The organism is Halovivax ruber XH-70 (assembly GCF_000328525.1).
In the GTDB taxonomy this organism is placed as follows: Archaea; Halobacteriota; Halobacteria; order Halobacteriales; family Natrialbaceae; genus Halovivax; species Halovivax ruber.
Genome location: NC_019964.1, coordinates 168,115 through 183,810, shown reverse-complemented (window position 1 = coordinate 183,810; position 15,696 = coordinate 168,115). Strand labels below are relative to the sequence as shown.

The 15,696-nt window shown below is 65.8% G+C and carries 12 protein-coding genes; 5 read left to right on the top strand and 7 right to left on the bottom strand.

The window, feature by feature from the left end; genetic code table 11:
* Nucleotides 1–10: 10 nt before the first annotated feature.
* Nucleotides 11–994 carry a M48 family metalloprotease gene (locus HALRU_RS00775; protein WP_015299513.1) on the bottom strand — a complete coding sequence of 328 codons (984 nt, stop codon included), beginning with the start codon at nt 992–994 and terminating at the stop codon, nt 11–13.
* A gap of 170 nt (nt 995–1,164) precedes the next feature.
* Between HALRU_RS00775 and HALRU_RS00770 the strand changes: the two genes are divergently transcribed.
* The 3 genes from HALRU_RS00770 to HALRU_RS15535 all read left to right on the top strand — a co-directional run bounded on the left by HALRU_RS00770 (nt 1,165) and on the right by HALRU_RS15535 (nt 4,570).
* Entirely contained in the window at nt 1,165–1,737 is a 573-nt protein-coding gene (locus HALRU_RS00770) for a hypothetical protein (protein WP_015299512.1), read from the top strand.
* Nucleotides 1,738–1,852: 115 nt separating this feature from the next.
* Nucleotides 1,853–4,258, top strand: a complete 2,406-nt coding sequence (locus HALRU_RS00765) for a DEAD/DEAH box helicase (RefSeq protein WP_015299511.1) — start codon at nt 1,853–1,855, stop codon at nt 4,256–4,258.
* Nucleotides 4,259–4,426: 168 nt separating this feature from the next.
* Complete coding sequence (locus HALRU_RS15535) at nt 4,427–4,570, top strand: hypothetical protein (RefSeq protein ID WP_007701677.1); 144 nt, start codon at nt 4,427–4,429, stop codon at nt 4,568–4,570.
* Between the two features lie 87 nt (nt 4,571–4,657).
* Here the strand turns inward: HALRU_RS15535 and HALRU_RS00760 are convergent, their stop codons facing one another.
* The 4 genes from HALRU_RS00760 to HALRU_RS15530 form a co-directional block, all read right to left on the bottom strand.
* Entirely contained in the window at nt 4,658–5,308 is a 651-nt protein-coding gene (locus HALRU_RS00760; RefSeq protein WP_015299510.1) for an HAD family hydrolase, read from the bottom strand.
* Between the two features lie 69 nt (nt 5,309–5,377).
* A complete protein-coding gene (locus HALRU_RS00755; RefSeq protein WP_015299509.1) occupies nt 5,378–5,992 on the bottom strand; it encodes a DJ-1/PfpI family protein in 615 nt (204 codons plus the stop codon).
* A 132-nt stretch (nt 5,993–6,124) separates the two neighbouring features.
* The gene (locus tag HALRU_RS00750) at nt 6,125–6,895 is read right to left on the bottom strand and encodes a heptaprenylglyceryl phosphate synthase (protein WP_015299508.1); all 771 of its coding nucleotides are present in this window, start codon (nt 6,893–6,895) and stop codon (nt 6,125–6,127) included.
* 16 nt (nt 6,896–6,911) lie between these two features.
* A complete protein-coding gene (locus tag HALRU_RS15530) occupies nt 6,912–7,052 on the bottom strand; it encodes a hypothetical protein (RefSeq protein ID WP_171814973.1) in 141 nt (46 codons plus the stop codon).
* A gap of 50 nt (nt 7,053–7,102) precedes the next feature.
* Here HALRU_RS15530 and HALRU_RS00745 point away from each other — a divergent pair, with 50 nt between their 5' ends.
* Nucleotides 7,103–7,846 carry an endonuclease NucS domain-containing protein gene (locus HALRU_RS00745; protein ID WP_015299507.1) on the top strand — a complete coding sequence of 248 codons (744 nt, stop codon included), beginning with the start codon at nt 7,103–7,105 and terminating at the stop codon, nt 7,844–7,846.
* Between the two features lie 522 nt (nt 7,847–8,368).
* On the opposite strand, the gene HALRU_RS00740 is transcribed toward HALRU_RS00745, so the two are convergent.
* The gene (locus HALRU_RS00740; protein ID WP_148680376.1) at nt 8,369–9,505 is read right to left on the bottom strand and encodes a CARDB domain-containing protein; all 1,137 of its coding nucleotides are present in this window, start codon (nt 9,503–9,505) and stop codon (nt 8,369–8,371) included.
* 67 nt (nt 9,506–9,572) lie between these two features.
* On the bottom strand, nt 9,573–11,081 hold the full coding sequence (locus HALRU_RS00735) for a hypothetical protein (RefSeq protein WP_015299505.1): 1,509 nt from the start codon (nt 11,079–11,081) through the stop codon (nt 9,573–9,575).
* 604 nt (nt 11,082–11,685) lie between these two features.
* Between HALRU_RS00735 and HALRU_RS00730 the strand changes: the two genes are divergently transcribed.
* On the top strand, nt 11,686–15,585 hold the full coding sequence (locus tag HALRU_RS00730) for a tetratricopeptide repeat protein (protein WP_015299504.1): 3,900 nt from the start codon (nt 11,686–11,688) through the stop codon (nt 15,583–15,585).
* Nucleotides 15,586–15,696: the final 111 nt, after the last annotated feature.

The following is a 15,696-nucleotide window of genomic DNA, read 5'->3' as shown; positions in this document are numbered from 1 at the left end:
GTGAGCACGGTCAGGACCGATCGACGAGAGTCGCGAGCGAGTCGACTCGGTCCGCCGTCGGCGGATGGGTTCGAAACAGCCGGTTCAACGCGCGTTCGACGCGCCAGTACGGCGGTTTTCGTTCGCCATCCGGACCGAGCAACACCGGGTCTGACGGTTCGAGCGGCAGGATCGAGAGCGACGAGAGCGCCGACACCGTCCGGAGGTCGCGGTCGGGCGCGGCGTCGATCTCGTCGTCGAGCGTCGCGAGCGCACCGGCGAGCGCCGACGCCGACCCCGTTACCTCGACGGCCGTCCGATCGGCCACGCGCTCTCTGGCGCGCGAGAGGCGGGCCGTCGTCGCCCGTCCGAGCAGCCAGACGGCGCCCGAGAGCAGGCCGATCGGCGCGGTGAGGAAGACCGAAGCGAACGAGTCGGTCTCCGATGCCACGGACAGCGCCCACGATTTGGGTCGCGACGCCAGGAGCACCGGCACGGATGCAACCGTCATCACCATCGCGTCGCGGTTCGCGACGTGGGCGAGTTCGTGGGCGATCACGGCCTCCAGTTCGCCCGATACTGGGCTGTCGTCCCCGCCGAGCGCGTCGATGACGCCCGTCGAGAGGACGAGGTGGACGTTCCCGGGTCGCAAGCCGACGACGAGGGCCTGCGGCGCGGGGCTGTCCGCGAGGGCGATCGTCGGCGGTGGGACGTCGAGCTGGGCGGCGACCCGCGTCGTCAGCCGATACAACGTGGGACACTCGTCCGGTGTGACGGTCCGGGCATCGGCGAGGCGCTCGACGGCCGTTACCTGCCTGAACTCCCGAACGCCGAGCCAGCAAAGCGCGACCGCCGTCAGGAGGGAGGCAGAGGTGGACGCGCTGGAGACACCGAGAACCGAAAACACGCCGAAAGTGATCGCCCAGACGCCCCCGAGGAATACGACCGTCAGGAGGGCGATCCAGCCCACTGTCACGGCGAACGCGAGTGCGAGGGGATTTCGATCGGGGTTCACGACGCTTCGTAAACGTGTCTGTAATAAAAATTAACTGATCGGCCCTATTCTGACCCCGCTTTCCTCGTATTTCGTCGGTTCCCGGCCCAGATTCGCCAATTCGCCCGCGACAAATACGGATTGTACCTTACAGAAGGCATATACCGACCCCGTCGCTCAGGTTCGACTCCATGTCCCGAACAGCCGGCAGTACTGACGGCGGACGCATCGCTGCGAGCGCAGGGGTCGGCGTCCTCGTCGCGGCGATCGGCTACCTACTGACCACGCTCCTGATACGAGACGAGGTCAAAGAGAATCTAGAGAACTTCGCTGAGTGGAAGGGAACAGCCTGGTACTACTTCAACGCCCACTTCGTCGAACTGGAACGGAGCGGCTCCGTCGGTGGGATCAGCGGCACTGATACGATCAACCTGATCAGCGAATCGGGGAGCGCGAACGCCGATCTGCTGTATGTTATTCCGCCCGTCGTGCTCCTGTTCGCCGGTGCGCTTCTGGCGTATCGGCTCGACGTGCGCGACCTCGGTGGCGCCGTCGTGACCGGAGCGCCGGTCGCGCTCGGCTACAGTGTCGTGATGAGTCTCGGCGCACTTGTGACCGAGTCGAGCTCCCAGGGAGCAGTCTTCGGTGTCGAGTGGGGTGGCTCGATGGCCCCAGTCCTCCTCCCGGCCGTCGTCCTCGCGGGGATCCTCTACCCGCTCGTGTTCGCGACGGCTGGCGCCGTAATCACGTCGGCGTTGCGGTAACGACGGGCCGTCGACACGGCTTGAATCGTCCGTTTTTCCCAATTCGGTGTCACGACGGAGCGCGGCGTCGCCGCGAAGGAAACGCCTTTCACGGGCCGACGCCCGTCTCCGATAGATGGACGTCGCCGAGGTGCTCGCCGACTCGCTCGAGGCCGATTTCGCCGAGGCGTTCGCGTTCGACTCGTTCAACCGGATGCAACGCGAGGCCCTCCCGGCCCTGTTAGAGCGCGAGGCAAACGTCGTCGCCAGCGCGCCGACCGCCTCCGGCAAGACCGCGCTCGCAGAGCTGGCGATCTGCAAGGCGCTCGATTCGGGCGGGACGGCCCTGTTCGTCGCACCGCTTCGTGCGCTGACCAACGAGAAGGAAGCCGACTGGGACCGGTTCGAGGAACTCGACTACTCGGTCTACGTCGTCACCGGCGAGCGCGACCTGAATCCCCGCAGAGCGCGCCGGGCCGACATTCTGGTGATGACGCCCGAGAAGCTGGATTCGGCGACGCGCAAGCACGATTCACGCCGGTACGACTTCGTCACCGACATCGACTGCTGCGTGATCGACGAGGTGCACCTGCTGGACGCCGACGGCCGCGGTTCCGTCCTCGAGGTGACGATCTCCCGGCTGCGGCGACTGTGTGATCCGCGCGTCGTCGCCCTCTCGGCGACGATGCCCAACGTGGACGACGTCGCCGCCTGGCTCGACGCCCCGGACGCGTGCACCTTCGACTTCGGCGACGAGTACCGCCCCGTAGACCTCCACGCCGACGTCAAAACCTACACGCACGGCGAGAACGCCTTCGCCGACAAGTATCGCCGACTCTACCGCGCGCTCGACCTCGCCGAACCGCACCTCCGGGAGGACGGCCAGTCGCTCGTCTTCGTCTCCTCCCGGCAGGACACTGTCCAGGCCGCGAAGAAATCCCGAGACGAGATCGCCGAGCGCGACATCCCGATGGGCGCTCGCGGCGAGTACGACTTTCACACCGACGCGACGGAACTCGAGAACGACACCCTCCGCAAATCGGTGTTAGACGGGGTCGCCTTCCACCACGCCGGCCTCTCGAAGAACGACAAGGACCTCGTCGAGGCGTGGTTCAAGGAGGGGCTGATCGAGTTGCTCTTCTCGACGACGACGCTCGCCTGGGGCGTCAACCTGCCCGCCCGCTGCGTCGTCATCCGGGACACGAAGTATCACGACCCACTCGAAGGCGAGGTCGACATGAGTCCGCTCGACGTCCTCCAGATGCTCGGACGGGCCGGCCGACCCGGCTACGACGACGTCGGCTACGGCTGGGTGGTCTGTGACACCGCGGACGCCGACCGCTACCGACGCCTGCTCCGCGAGGGAACCGAGATCGAGTCACAACTCGCAGACAGCCTGGAAACCCACCTCAACGCCGAGATCGCGATGGGAAACGTCACGAGCGAGGCGGACGTCTTCGACTGGCTCGAGACCACGTTCTTCTACGAACGCGGCCAGACGCGGCCGACGAAGTACGGGTTCGAGAACCTCGATCGGCGCGTCCGGGACGCGATCGAGACGCTCGTCACCGACGGGTTCGTCGAACGGGACGGTGACGGGGCCGGAGATTCCGACGACGCGCGGAACGGGCTCGAACCGACCGCACTCGGCCGGCTGACCTCTCGATACTACCTCGATCTGGAGACCGCACGCGGGTTCGCCGATTGCTGTGAGCGCGCGGTCGAGGGCACGCTCGACGAGGCGACAGTCTTCGAAGCGATCGCGAAGGCGGGAGCATTCGACTCCGTCACGACGCGCCAGGCCGAGCGCGACGCCATCGACGGCGTTCTCACCGGCCAGCCCGTCGGAGACGACATCGGCTCGAATGGGCAGCGAAAGGTGCTCGCCATCCTCCGATCGGAGGCCAACGGCACGACGCCGACGGAACTCCGGAGTGACGCCTGGGCGATCACTCGCAACGCGCTCCGCCTGCTCGCCGCGCTCCGGGCATTCCTCGATCGCTTCGCCAGCGGACACGACGCGAACCTCGCCAGTCGGCTCGAAGCGCGCGTCGAAAACGGCGTCGACGCCGCTGCCGTCGGCCTGACCGCGATCGACGGCGTCGGCCCCGGTCGAGCGAGCAAGCTCGCACGATCCGAGATCCACACGCCGGCGGACGTCCGCGAGACCGGCGTGTCGGGACTGGTCGAGGCCGGGCTAGACGAGGGCGTCGCAGAGCGAATCCTCGAGAGCGCCCGGGCACTCCCCGCCGTCGAAATCGCGTGGGAGCGTGACTTCCCGTCGACCATCGCCGTCGGCGAGAACGACATGCAAACGGTCACCGTCACGAACACCGGCGAGGCCGCCCGCGCCGAGGTTCGCGTGATGGTCAACGGCCACGAGATGACCAGTACCAGCACCTACCTCCGTGGAAGCGAGGTCGTTCCCGCCGCCGTCTTCGGCTCGGCCGATCACGACACCCTCGAACTGACCGTGAGCGTGGCGTTTCCGGAACTCCCGCTGGTGCCGATCAGCGAAACGCGAACGGTCGACGTCGAGTGATCTTCGGGCCGGTGCGGACGCGCTAGTGCCCACGCAGGCACCGGACACGGCCCGGAGCGCTCGGCCGACGGTGGACAGTCCCCGGTAGTTAGTATCCGTCCCGCGTACCCACGATAGCGGACCGATTCCACAGCAGATATAGGTGCTTCGTTCGATGTAATTCCCGGGATGGGGGAGCTTAGCAATCAGTGCAAGCAGCATCTGGAAGACGCATTGGCGAACGAGGATCCGCGGGAGAAGGACTTTCACATTCGACAGGTGATCCAGGCGGCCGGGATGGACGACGACGCGGACGAGCGCCGGCAGTGCTGAACTACCGGTGACGACCGTCCTCACGAGCGTCTGAAGTTTCGAGGGCGTTCCTGCGCGACAACAGGAGACGCACCTGGCACTATCGAGTTACTGGACCAGCGACCGCACTGCCTCGCGCAACTCGGCGGGATCGTCGGCCACCACGTCCGCCCGCGATCGGTCGATGTCGCCGTGAGCCACAACCCGGTAGGCGACGACCGCCATCCCCGCTCGATGGCCCGCAGTGATACCGTTTTCAGAATCTTCGACGGCGACACAGTCGTCGGGTTCCGCGTCGACCGTCGCCGCGGCGTACTCGTACACGTCGGGCGCGGGCTTGCTGGCGCCATCGATGTCGTCAGCACTGACCACGGCGTCGAACGCGTCCACGAGGTCGAATCGATCGAGGACGAGGCCGATCCAGTCGTGCGGCGACGAGGAGACGACGGCGACGGTCACCCCGCGCTCCCGAAGGTCCGCGAGCAGCTCCCGCAGACCGGGCAGGAGGGACACGCGCTCGGTGTAGACCGTCCGCGCCATCTCGTCGAACCGGTCGATCCACTCCTCGCGGGAGATCGCCGTCCCGTACTCGGCGTCGAGGTAGTCGTAGATCTCCCGAAAGTTCATGCCCGAGGTCTCCGCGAGATCGATCTCGGTGTGGGGGACCGCATCGGGCAGGAGTTCGTCCTCCTCGAACGCGACCCAGTAATCCTCGCTGTCGACTAACACGCCGTCCATGTCGAACAACACAGCGGTCATCGGGTCAGCGTACGCAGGCCCGCCGGAAAGCGATTCGGTTGCGCAGTCTGCCTCGCGGACGGGTGGCGACTACCGGACGATCGTTCCCCGGCGCTCGTGTTCGAGTTCCGTCGCGACCGCAGCTGCCACGTCGGCGTCGAACTCGCGTTCGACGAGCCAGAGTGCGAGGTCGATTCCGGCCGTGACCCCGCCGGCGGTGAGAACGTCGCCGTCGTCGACGGCCCTGACGGCGGGGTCGTCGTAAACCTCGCCGGCGACGGCTGCCAGATCGTCGAGGGCGGCCTCGTGGGTCGTCGCCGGTCGGCCGTCGACCAACCCGGCCTCGGCCAGGATCATCGCCCCGGTACAGACCGACGCGACCGTCGTCCCGGCCGCGGCCAGCTCGGCGGCTACCGCCGGAAGTCGCCCCTCGTCGACGACTCGTCGCACCCCGCCATCGTCGCTCGTCCAGCCGCCGCCGGGGACGACCAGCAGATCGGGCGCAGCGTCCGTCGAGAGCGACCCATCGGCTTCGACGCGGAGACCGTGGCTCGCGGTCACCTGCCCCGGTGTGTCGAGTGTCACCAGCGAGACGGTCAGGTCGGCACCGAACGACCGTGCGGTGTCGAACACCTCGTAGGGACCGACGGCGTCGAGTTCGTCGAACCCGTCGAACAGCACTATTTCGACGTCGAACGTGGCCATACGAGGACGTACGGATCCAGCGCGATAGCGGTCACGGTCGAACACGACGTCAGCAGGCGGAGGAGCGAGCGAAGCGGGCGCAAGAACGGGTAAAACAGGCGGAGGAACGGGTGAAGCGGGCGCCGAACGGCGTTACCGCCGGGGGATCGTCTCGGTGAACTTCTCGCGGTCGTCGTGGAAACAGTCGCCGACGACGACGGCGTCCGCGCCGGCGTCCAGAATCTCCTCGGCCTTCTCGCGCGAGTCGATACCACCGCCGTAGAGCAAGACGGTGTCCTCCAGGTGCGCCGCAGCGGCTTCGACGTCCGCGGGGCCGCCGTACGTCCCGGAGTACTCGACGTAGAAGATCGGGAAGCCGTAGAACGTCTCGGTCGCGAGCGCCGCGCCAGCGACCTCCTCGGTCGTGAACGGCTCGGTGGCGCCGGCGGTTCGAGCGGCCGCTGAGTCCGTGTGCTGGATGACGTACCCCTCGCCGACGATCTTCTCGGTGAGGTCGGCCACCACTCCTTCGGCCTTGGACTCGATCACGCTGCCGACGACCGGGAGACTCGTCCCCATCATCGAGGACGGTTTGCTCGCGAGCTGAGCGTACATCGAGACGTGCTTGCCGACGAAGTGTTTCATGTCGCCGTTGTACACCGCCGGCACGGAGAGGACGTCGACGGCGTCGACCGTCTCCTTCGTCACCTGGTCGGCGTTGTACGGTTCCTGGAAGATCGGCACGTCGGGCGCCGCGTCGCGAACCGCCTCGATCGTCTCGATGGTGTTTTTCTCGGTGACACCGTCGGAGCCACCGATCATCACGAGGTCCGTCGCCGCGAGGAGCGAGGCCGGATCCGACGGCATCGCCTTCTCCGGGTCGACCTTCGTCACGTGGTCGATCCCGGTCCAGTCGAGCTGCATGAACGAGTTCACGGAATCACCTCTTATACGTGTGATGATCTACGCGTTCGGCGACGAGCGCCGTCGAGAGCGGGTCGATCGGCCGTGGCTTGCCCCAGGCGAAGCGGCCTGTCGGCAGGCTGACGAGCGCGCCGCCCAGGTCACGACGTGTCGTCACCCCCGTCGTTCGACCGCACGTTTATATACCAACCCGCGGCCAGACGGCCCATGCTCGAAGACACGATCCGGATCCTCGCGGGCGACTGCACCGTCATGTTCGACGGGACCGAGCGCGAGGAGTACCGCGGTCGCGTGACGACGATCGTCAAGCCAGACAACACCGTCCTCGTCCACGACGTCGACGGCTACCAGCCCGTCGCCTGGCTGACCCGGGCCGACAGCGTCTCCACCGAACGGACCGGCGGCTTCACCCTCGTCGCGAAGAAAGACGTCCAGACGCTGCGCATCGCGACCCACGACCGGGAGGGCTTTACGAACTATCGCGCCTCGCCCGCTGGCACGCCGGTGGGAACGTGTCCGACGTGCGACGGGACGCTCGTCCGCGCCGACGGCGTTCGCTGCGTCGACTGCCACGAACGCTACGCCATCCCGGCCGACGCCGTCGTGCGAGACGAGTACTGTTCGTGTGGACTGCCCCGAATCCGGGCCGAGCGCGGACTCGCGTTCGACATCTGTCTCGACCGGACCTGTGAATCGCTCGACGACGCCGTTCGCGACGCCTTCGACCGCGAATGGAGCTGTCCCGACTGCAGCGGCGACCTGCGCATCCTTCGCCGGGGTGGGCTGATCGCCGGCTGTGAGCACTACCCCGAGTGTGAGACCGGGTTCGTGGTCCCCAGCGGCGTCGTCGACGGCACCTGCGGCTGCGGCCTGCCGGCGTTCGACACCGGGTCCGATCGACGCTGTCTCGACGCTGCCTGTGATCGACTCGTCGAAGTACCGACGACCTGATCGACACCCCTCCGCAGCAACCGGCCCCGAAATAGTATACTACGTAGACACGCGCAATGCGGTAGAACGGTCAAGACGGGCCGCGCTCAGGATGCGGGTGCACTCATCAGACGTATCGATCCGCTGGAGCAAAATCCGTCAACCCCCATATAGGTCAGCGATTAGGTCGATGGTCTCTTGTTGGGTCTGTATTATCGACTCCAGCTGTTCAATTCGATCCTCGATGGACGGTTCGTGGGTCGTCATCGATCACCCCGTCCGAGCGAGCGGCCTGACCGGCGTCCGCAGAACGTGTCCGTGTGGCATAGAAAGAAGCTCGCAGGCGCGTGGGACCATCCGTCCTGTTGACGGACTCCTCGGTCGCATTCAATTATCCGTCGTGAGGACATCGACGAACGACGCGCTCACGTGGTTCTGCGGCGAGACCGTCCTGTCACACCCGTGTGACTTGCATTTCGGTTGCCCGGAAAAGTGTATGCGACCCGTCCTCCTCCGTCGAACGGAACAGTGGACGGAAGGGGCTCACTCGGACAGATATGGGTCCAGGTGTCCCTGCGAGTACGCCACGCCAACGCCCGCGGTCACGATTGCGAGAAGACCGATCGTAATCAGGAGCCACGGCGTTTCGCTCCCCTCGTCGATCTCGGACTCGGGATCAGGCGTCGCTTCGCCGTCGTCGTCCGATCCCGGATCGGTGCCCCCGGAATTGTCCGAGCCGGGTTCCTCGTCGGTGACGGTCACGGTTCCGACCGACTCGTCTCCGAGCGAGATGCCGGTCGTTCCCGCGTCGTCGAGAACGGTGGTGAATGTAATCGTCTCGGAACTTCCGCCGGCGAGGTAGACGCTCTCTTCGCCAACCACTTCGCCGTTGACCAGCAGCTCCACCGTGTGTGAGCCGGACGCTTCCCCGACGTTCGTCGCCGTCGCCGAAACGGTGATCTCCTCGCCCGCCCCGATCTCGGTCGACTCGAGCGCGATCTCGGAATATTCGAACGCGGCCGGCTCGTCGTCCGGCGGCGGTGGCGGGAGACCCGGGAGACCGCCGCCACTCGACGCCGTCGAGAGTGCCAGTTCGTAGTCACCGGCCGGGAGTTCCACCGAGAACGTGCCGTTCGAGTCGGCGTCGACCTCCGCGTCGATCGTGTCCGAACCCAGGCTCTCGAACGCGACCGTCTCACCCTCGTCGAGACCGGTGTCGTCGATGGTGAGCGTAACGGAGTCGTTCGCGTCGTAGGTGAGGTCAGCCGCGTCGTCGGACTCGAAGTCGAGAGGCCCGAACGAGAGCGCCTCGAGCGAGCCGTTGATCGTCATCCCCGGCCCCTCCGCGGGGCCGATCAGGACGTCGTTCGCCGATGCGTTGACCGCAGCGACGCAGGTGAAATCGGCCGACCGCTCTTCGAGGCGGAGGTCGGCCGGACCAGCCGCACTGAACGAGACGTTCACGTCCTCTAGCGAGACCGTCTCTGCGTCCGGGAACGCGGGATACGATTCGTCGGCCGCGGTGGCGTTGTCGGCGACTTCGAGACCGCTATCGGTCACGTACACCGGTCCGCCGCCGGATCCAGCGGCGCACTCGACGGACGAATCGGCCGCGAGTGTCGGACCGGCGAGACCGACGGTCAGTAGACTGACCGCGAGTACGCAGACCAACAGGGCCACGAAGATCCGACCCGACCGCGTCGAGTCCCGCGACTCACGGTCACCGGTCGTCGAGTTCGATGCCACGTCATGAACCTCCGTTCGCGAACTCCGTCTCGGTGGTCCTGATCGTCGCCACCCATTGGGTGTCCCGGAAGTTGTCACCGCTCGACGTGACCGAAAACTCGAGAAGATTCTCGCCATCGTCGAAGCCGACATCGACGCTTCCCAGATTCGCTTGGTCGAATTTGCTGACGGTTTCGGTACTGAGCGTCGACGACGACCCATCGTTGGTCGCGACGCCGTTGACGCACCAGGACGACGCATCGTGAGCAGTCGTTCGACCGAGGATCTGTGCCGTGAACGCGATGGATCGGTCGCCCGGAACGACGATCTGTTCACCGAGATGGTCGAGAAACAACCCGACGGTCTCGCTGTCGCTACTAGTCTCGTTCCGAAGGACGTACATCGAGGCCTGCGCATCACCGGGTTCGGAGAAGTCGCCGTTCGCATACGCGAACTGACCGGACGAATTGGCTCTGGCGTGGGACCCGCCCGGAATCGTCGCCCAAAAAGCCGACGCAATGTTGCGTTGGCCCCCGGAAACGGTAGCCCGGTCCCCAGTCACCTCGTTCAGATCGCCGCCACCCACCGTTGCCGCCGGTGCGTCGACGGTGTTCAACCGTCCCCCGGCTATCGTCGCGTCGTAACCATCGATTTCGTTTTCCTGGCCACCGCCGACCGTGGAATAGTTGCCGCTCGTGGAGTTTTGGCCGCCGCCGCCGATCGTCGAGCCGATTGAGTTGGCACTGTTATTGGAACCGCCGCCGATCGCCGACCGGGTTCCGGTGGCGCTGTTATCGGAACCGCCCCCGATCACCGCCCGATCACCTTCGACGACGTTCGAACTGCCGCCTCCGACTGTCGCGCCGGAATTCGTGGCGTGGTTACTATTTCCGCCCGCGACGGTTGAAAACGTCGACTCTGCAACGTTCTCTTGGCCACCCGAAACCGTCGCGCTGTGCATGAGTGCCTCGTTTCCGCTTCCCCCGCCGACTACCGAAGAGTTTCCACTCGTGACGTTGTTTCGCCCGCCACTGATCGTCTGTCCTTGCCTATCGACATCGTACGCGTTGGTCCCCTCACCGAACAGCAGGTTCGGAGACTCGGAACCGTTCGGCTCGAATCGAGCGATTCGATCACCACCGGCGAACAGGTCGAACGGCGTCTCACCGTCCGGAACGCCACGCAACTGCTGGGTGTACACAGATTCGAGCGGACGCGTCTCGGTCCCGATCTCACCCGACGGTTCGGCCTCGCTCGCCGATGCCGACGTCGCCCCGAGGCCCGCCAGACCGGCGAGACCGATCCCGGTCAGCGCCGTGCGACGACTGATGGTCGGCCGCTCCGCCAGTTCATCCTGAACCTCGCCGGGGCCATCCCCGTCGAGTCGTTCGAGTGTCGCCCGCTGTTTCTCGAGTCGGTCCGCTTGCTGTTCGATCGTCTCCCGTTGGCTCTCGAGGACCGACTCGAGAGCGTCGATTCGGTCTTCGAGAGACGGGTCGTCCGTCGTGGATTCGCTTGTTTCGTCCGTCATTGGGTGGTGTGAATCGTCTGTTTCCATCGAAGGCTGGCACGGCTCCGAGCGGCGTCGATCAGTCATCGGCGACCACCCCCTTCGATAGAGCGAGGGTCTGAGCGGTCACACGAGATGTTTGCTGTGCTGACTCGAGTGCTCCGTCGGCGGAACAGTCGTGATCGTGGGAGCGAACAGCGCTTCTGACGAGCGAGCGGCCATCTCGAATCGGTCCAGCTGGCCGTTCGCGCTAGTCGAGTCGAGTCTGACTCCGAGAAAGTCCGCATTATCGAGAAGGTTGCTGGCGTTTCGTCGAGGCGCGCCTCGAGGCGGCCGATCGATCGATCCGTTCCGGGTCGCTGCTGTAATGGGATACTGACAGTCATTGATGATCCACGTACCAGCGTCCGATTCGACCGGTAACGGTACGGCCAACGGACGGGCCTGGTTCGGGTCCACCGATCACTTGCGACGAGACCCACCTCATGTTACGGGACGAAACGGTGTTTCGCCGCGTAGAACGGCACCGTCCGAACCGGAGGAAACCCGCCGACAACGGTTTCGAACTGCCAGGCTTCACGCACGATGAATATAAGGCAGATGGAAGCGATGTCCGAATCAACAAATGTCAACCGACCGGAGCGGTGAGGCGGAAACGCTACTCAGCCGGCTCGATCTCCTCGATCGACTCTGTGTATCGCCAGCACACGTTCGCGACATTATCGACGAAACGGGCCAGGCTCGGTCGACGGTCCATCGGGCGATCAAGGAACTCGAAGCGCTCGACCTCGCCCGACGTGGCGACGACGGTATCGAAGCGACGCTCACCGGCCGGTTCGCTCGCGATCAACTTACCGAGTACCTCGAGACGCTCGACGACATCCTGACGACGCACGCGATCCTCGCTCCCCTGCCAGCGGAAACCGACATCGCGTACGATCTGGTGACGGGAGCCGACGGGATCCTGGCGACGGAGCCGGCACCCTACAGACCGGCCGATCGGCTCGTCGAGGCTGTAAGCGAGGCGACGGCCTACCGGGCGCTGGTTCCGACGATCGAGGAATCGCGGACCGTTAGGGCGTTGTACGAGCTGGCCGTCACCCGGGAGAAACCGGTCGAGCTCGTGGTATCCGCCGCGGTGTTTCAAACGTTAGGAAGCGAGTTTCCGCGGCGAATGGCTGTGCTCGCTCAGGCCGACGCATTCACCGTGTACGTCGGCGAGGTTCCGCCGTACGGCCTCGGACTGCTCGAACGCGACTCCGACCGCGGTCGACCGGCGGCCGGCCAGGCGCATCTCGTCGTCCACGCCGAAACTGGCGGAATTCACGGGGCGCTCTTCAACCGAACCGACCGCGGCGTTTCGTGGGCGACGACGCAGTACGAGCGTTATCGGGAGACGGCAACGGACCGGACGGTCGACTTGCTTCCCGGCGATCGATCGCAGCCGACTCGGAGGAGAGAGTCACCAGCGATCGGACAATCGCTTCCGGTGGCACTCGAACGCGACGGATTCGTTCGGATCGACGGCGAGTACTTTCGGAACGAACCCGTCGCGAAGCCGCCGATGGCCTGGCGGGCCGGGCTCTCGCTCGCCGAGGTGCACACCGGCTACGCGATCGACCGACCCGTTCAAACCGAGACCGACGGATCGAGAGACGGTCGCAGCGCCGAGGAGAGAGCCGACGACCGTCAGGGAATCGCCGACTCCGTCTCCGAGGCGCTCCGCGACGGGCGAAATACGATCGTTCTCGGGCCGCCGGGATCCGGAAAGAGTACGATCTGCAAGCAAGTCGCCTGCGACTGGTACGAGCGCGACCGCGGACCGGTGTACTATCGCGAGGCGCACCACGACCGCTCCTTCGAATCGATCGAGGAACTCGTCGCGACGGCGACGGCCGCCGACGGCCACGCGCTCGTCGTCGTCGAAGACGCTGTTAGAGGGGATGCCGAGGCCATCTTCGAGGTGCTAGAGCGGATCGGTCATCGCGAGGACGTCAGCGTGCTCCTCGATTCCCGCGAGAGCGAGTGGCGAAAGCGGATCGCCCGGTCGACCGAGAGCACCGGTCTCGAGGTAACGTACGTCCCGCCGCTCCGGGAGCGAGACTGCGAGCGACTCGTCGACCACTTCGAACGGACCGTCGAACGCGCGTTCGACGTCCCCGCCGAGGAGCTGTGGTCGTCGATTCGAGACGAGACCACCGAAGGTGGCGACAGGACGCACGAACTGCTCCGACTCGTCCACCGGCTCTCGACGTACGCCGACCCGCTCGCAAACGAACCGACCGCGCTCGAAGACGCTGTCGCCGCGGTCTACGACGAGGTAGCAAACGACGAGACAGCTCGATCCGTCTGTATCCTCGCCAACGTGCTCAACGCGGCGGGAATCGGCATCGATCGGGGCCTCCTGTACGCGGTCGGGGACGAAACGGCGTTCGACGCCGTCGACGACGCGATTTCCCGCCTGGAGGGACGGGTTCTCTTCCCCGGACGCGGCGGGCGGTACCGGACGGTCCACGAGGAGTGGTCGACGGCGCTTCTCGCACACGTCATCGAAGCGGCGGGAGCGGAACGGGCCGCCGAACAATTCGGGACTGTCGTGAGCGACGTCCTCGCACTCGCGGCGGATCCGGCGCGGATCGATCGGATCGCCGGACACGTCGACGGACCGTTCGGACTCGCCGAGATTCGTGACGAGCCGCGGCGATGGGTCGACGAGACGGTTGAAGCGGTGTACGCCGTGGGCGAGCATCGGTCGCAACTGGCGCCGCTATTCGGCGATGGGAAACGGGACAGGATCGATCTCCCGAAGGAATGTTCGGATGCGACGGTTCGGGATATACCGATCTGGCTCGGAGAACTGTTCCTCGCTGGCGGCTACTACGATCGCGCGGAGCGAGCGTTCGAACGGATACCGAACGACACCATCGCTCAGCGTGGCGAACGCCTGCTCGGACTGGCTCGCGTCGCCATCAACCGCGGGGCGTACGACGAGGCCATCGACAGCTGTCGTGCGTGTCTATCGCTTCTCGAGGGCAAAGACCGGCCGACGTTGTGCGCGCGAGCCCACCGCTGTCTCGGCCGAGCGCTGGCCGACCGGGGCGACTACGACGAGGCCGAACCGCACTACGACGCAGCACTGGAGGCGTTCCGAGCGCAGTCGCGTCCCGGCCAGGAGGCCAGAACGCTGCACCTGATCGGCGCCATCGCCTCCGACCGCGGCGACTACGACCGGGCCCTCGAGTACTTCGAATCGAGTCTCGAGATTCGTCGGGAACTGGGCGATCGACGCGGCGAAGCGGAGGTGCTGAACTCGATGGGCAACGTCGCCTGGCACCGGGGAGCCAACGACCGGGCGGCCGAACTGTTCGAACAGCACCTGGAGATCATGCGGTCGATCGGCGACCGACACGCCGTCGCGAACTGTCTCAACAACCTCGGCGTGGTGGCGTTCCGGCGCGAACGGTACGATCGAGCGATCGAGTTCTACGAGCGAAGCTTAGAAGGGAGTCGGCGCGTTGGCGACCGTCCTGGCGTCGCGAAGGCCCTTCACAACCTCGGCGGACTCCAACAGCACCTGGATAACTTCGACGCGGCGATCGAGCTCTTAGAGGAGAGCCTCGAAATCAAGCGAGAGATCGGCGATACGTCGCTGGTGATAACGACGACGACCACCCTCGGGACGATCGCGGGACAGCGAGGCGACTTCCCCGACGCGCTCGCCTACCAGGAGCAGGCGCTCGAACTCGCCAGAGAGATCGGCGACCGACACCGGACGGCGAAGTGTCTGCACAACATCGGCCAGATCAACGCCCGCCAGGGCAACGTCGCGACAGCGACCGAGTACTACAATCAGTCCGTCGAGATCAAAGAGGAACTCGCCGACCGGAGCGACATGGTCCAGTCGCTGACCAACCTCGGTCTGATCGCTGGTAGACAGGGAGACGTCGACCGGGCGCGCGAGTACGGCGAGCGGGCCCTAGAAATCGCGACCGAGGTCGGTCTGTCCCACCAGATCGCCGGCAGCCACCACTGCCTGGGCGAGATCGCACGCCTGTCCGACGAGATCGATCGAGCCGGCGAGCGATTCGACGCCGCGCTCGAGGCCGTCGAGGACGAAGAGAGCCTGATCGGGCTGGAGATACGCCTGGGAATGGCCAAACTCGCCCGCGACCGCGACGACAACGAGCGGGCTAGATCGATCGCACGCGAGGTTCGCGAGGGGGCAACCGACGTACAGGCGGCCTTCTGGGTCGCGCAGGCAGACCGGTTCCTGGGGCAGCTCGCGGCCGAGGAAGGCGAGGGGGACGCGGCTCGCGAGTGCTACCTGAACGCGCTCGAGTACTTCGAATCGGTCGAGGCCTACCACTTCGCCATGGAAACGCTGGCGGCGCTCGTCGAAACGGCCGACGAGGATGACGCCATCGACGAATGGGACGAGCGGGCCAGAGCACTGCTGGCCTGCGCCCCTGAAGAAGTCGTCGAACGCCATCCCGGGTGGCGCGAGACGTCGGCGACTCGCGACTAACCGTCGTCTCACGCGGTGAAACAGTATGGCGACCCGTAACATGAGGGCGGTCTCGTTTGAACGGGCGTGTAGACGTGGACAGAGAACAGGTTCGGTCGGGCGAGTCGACGG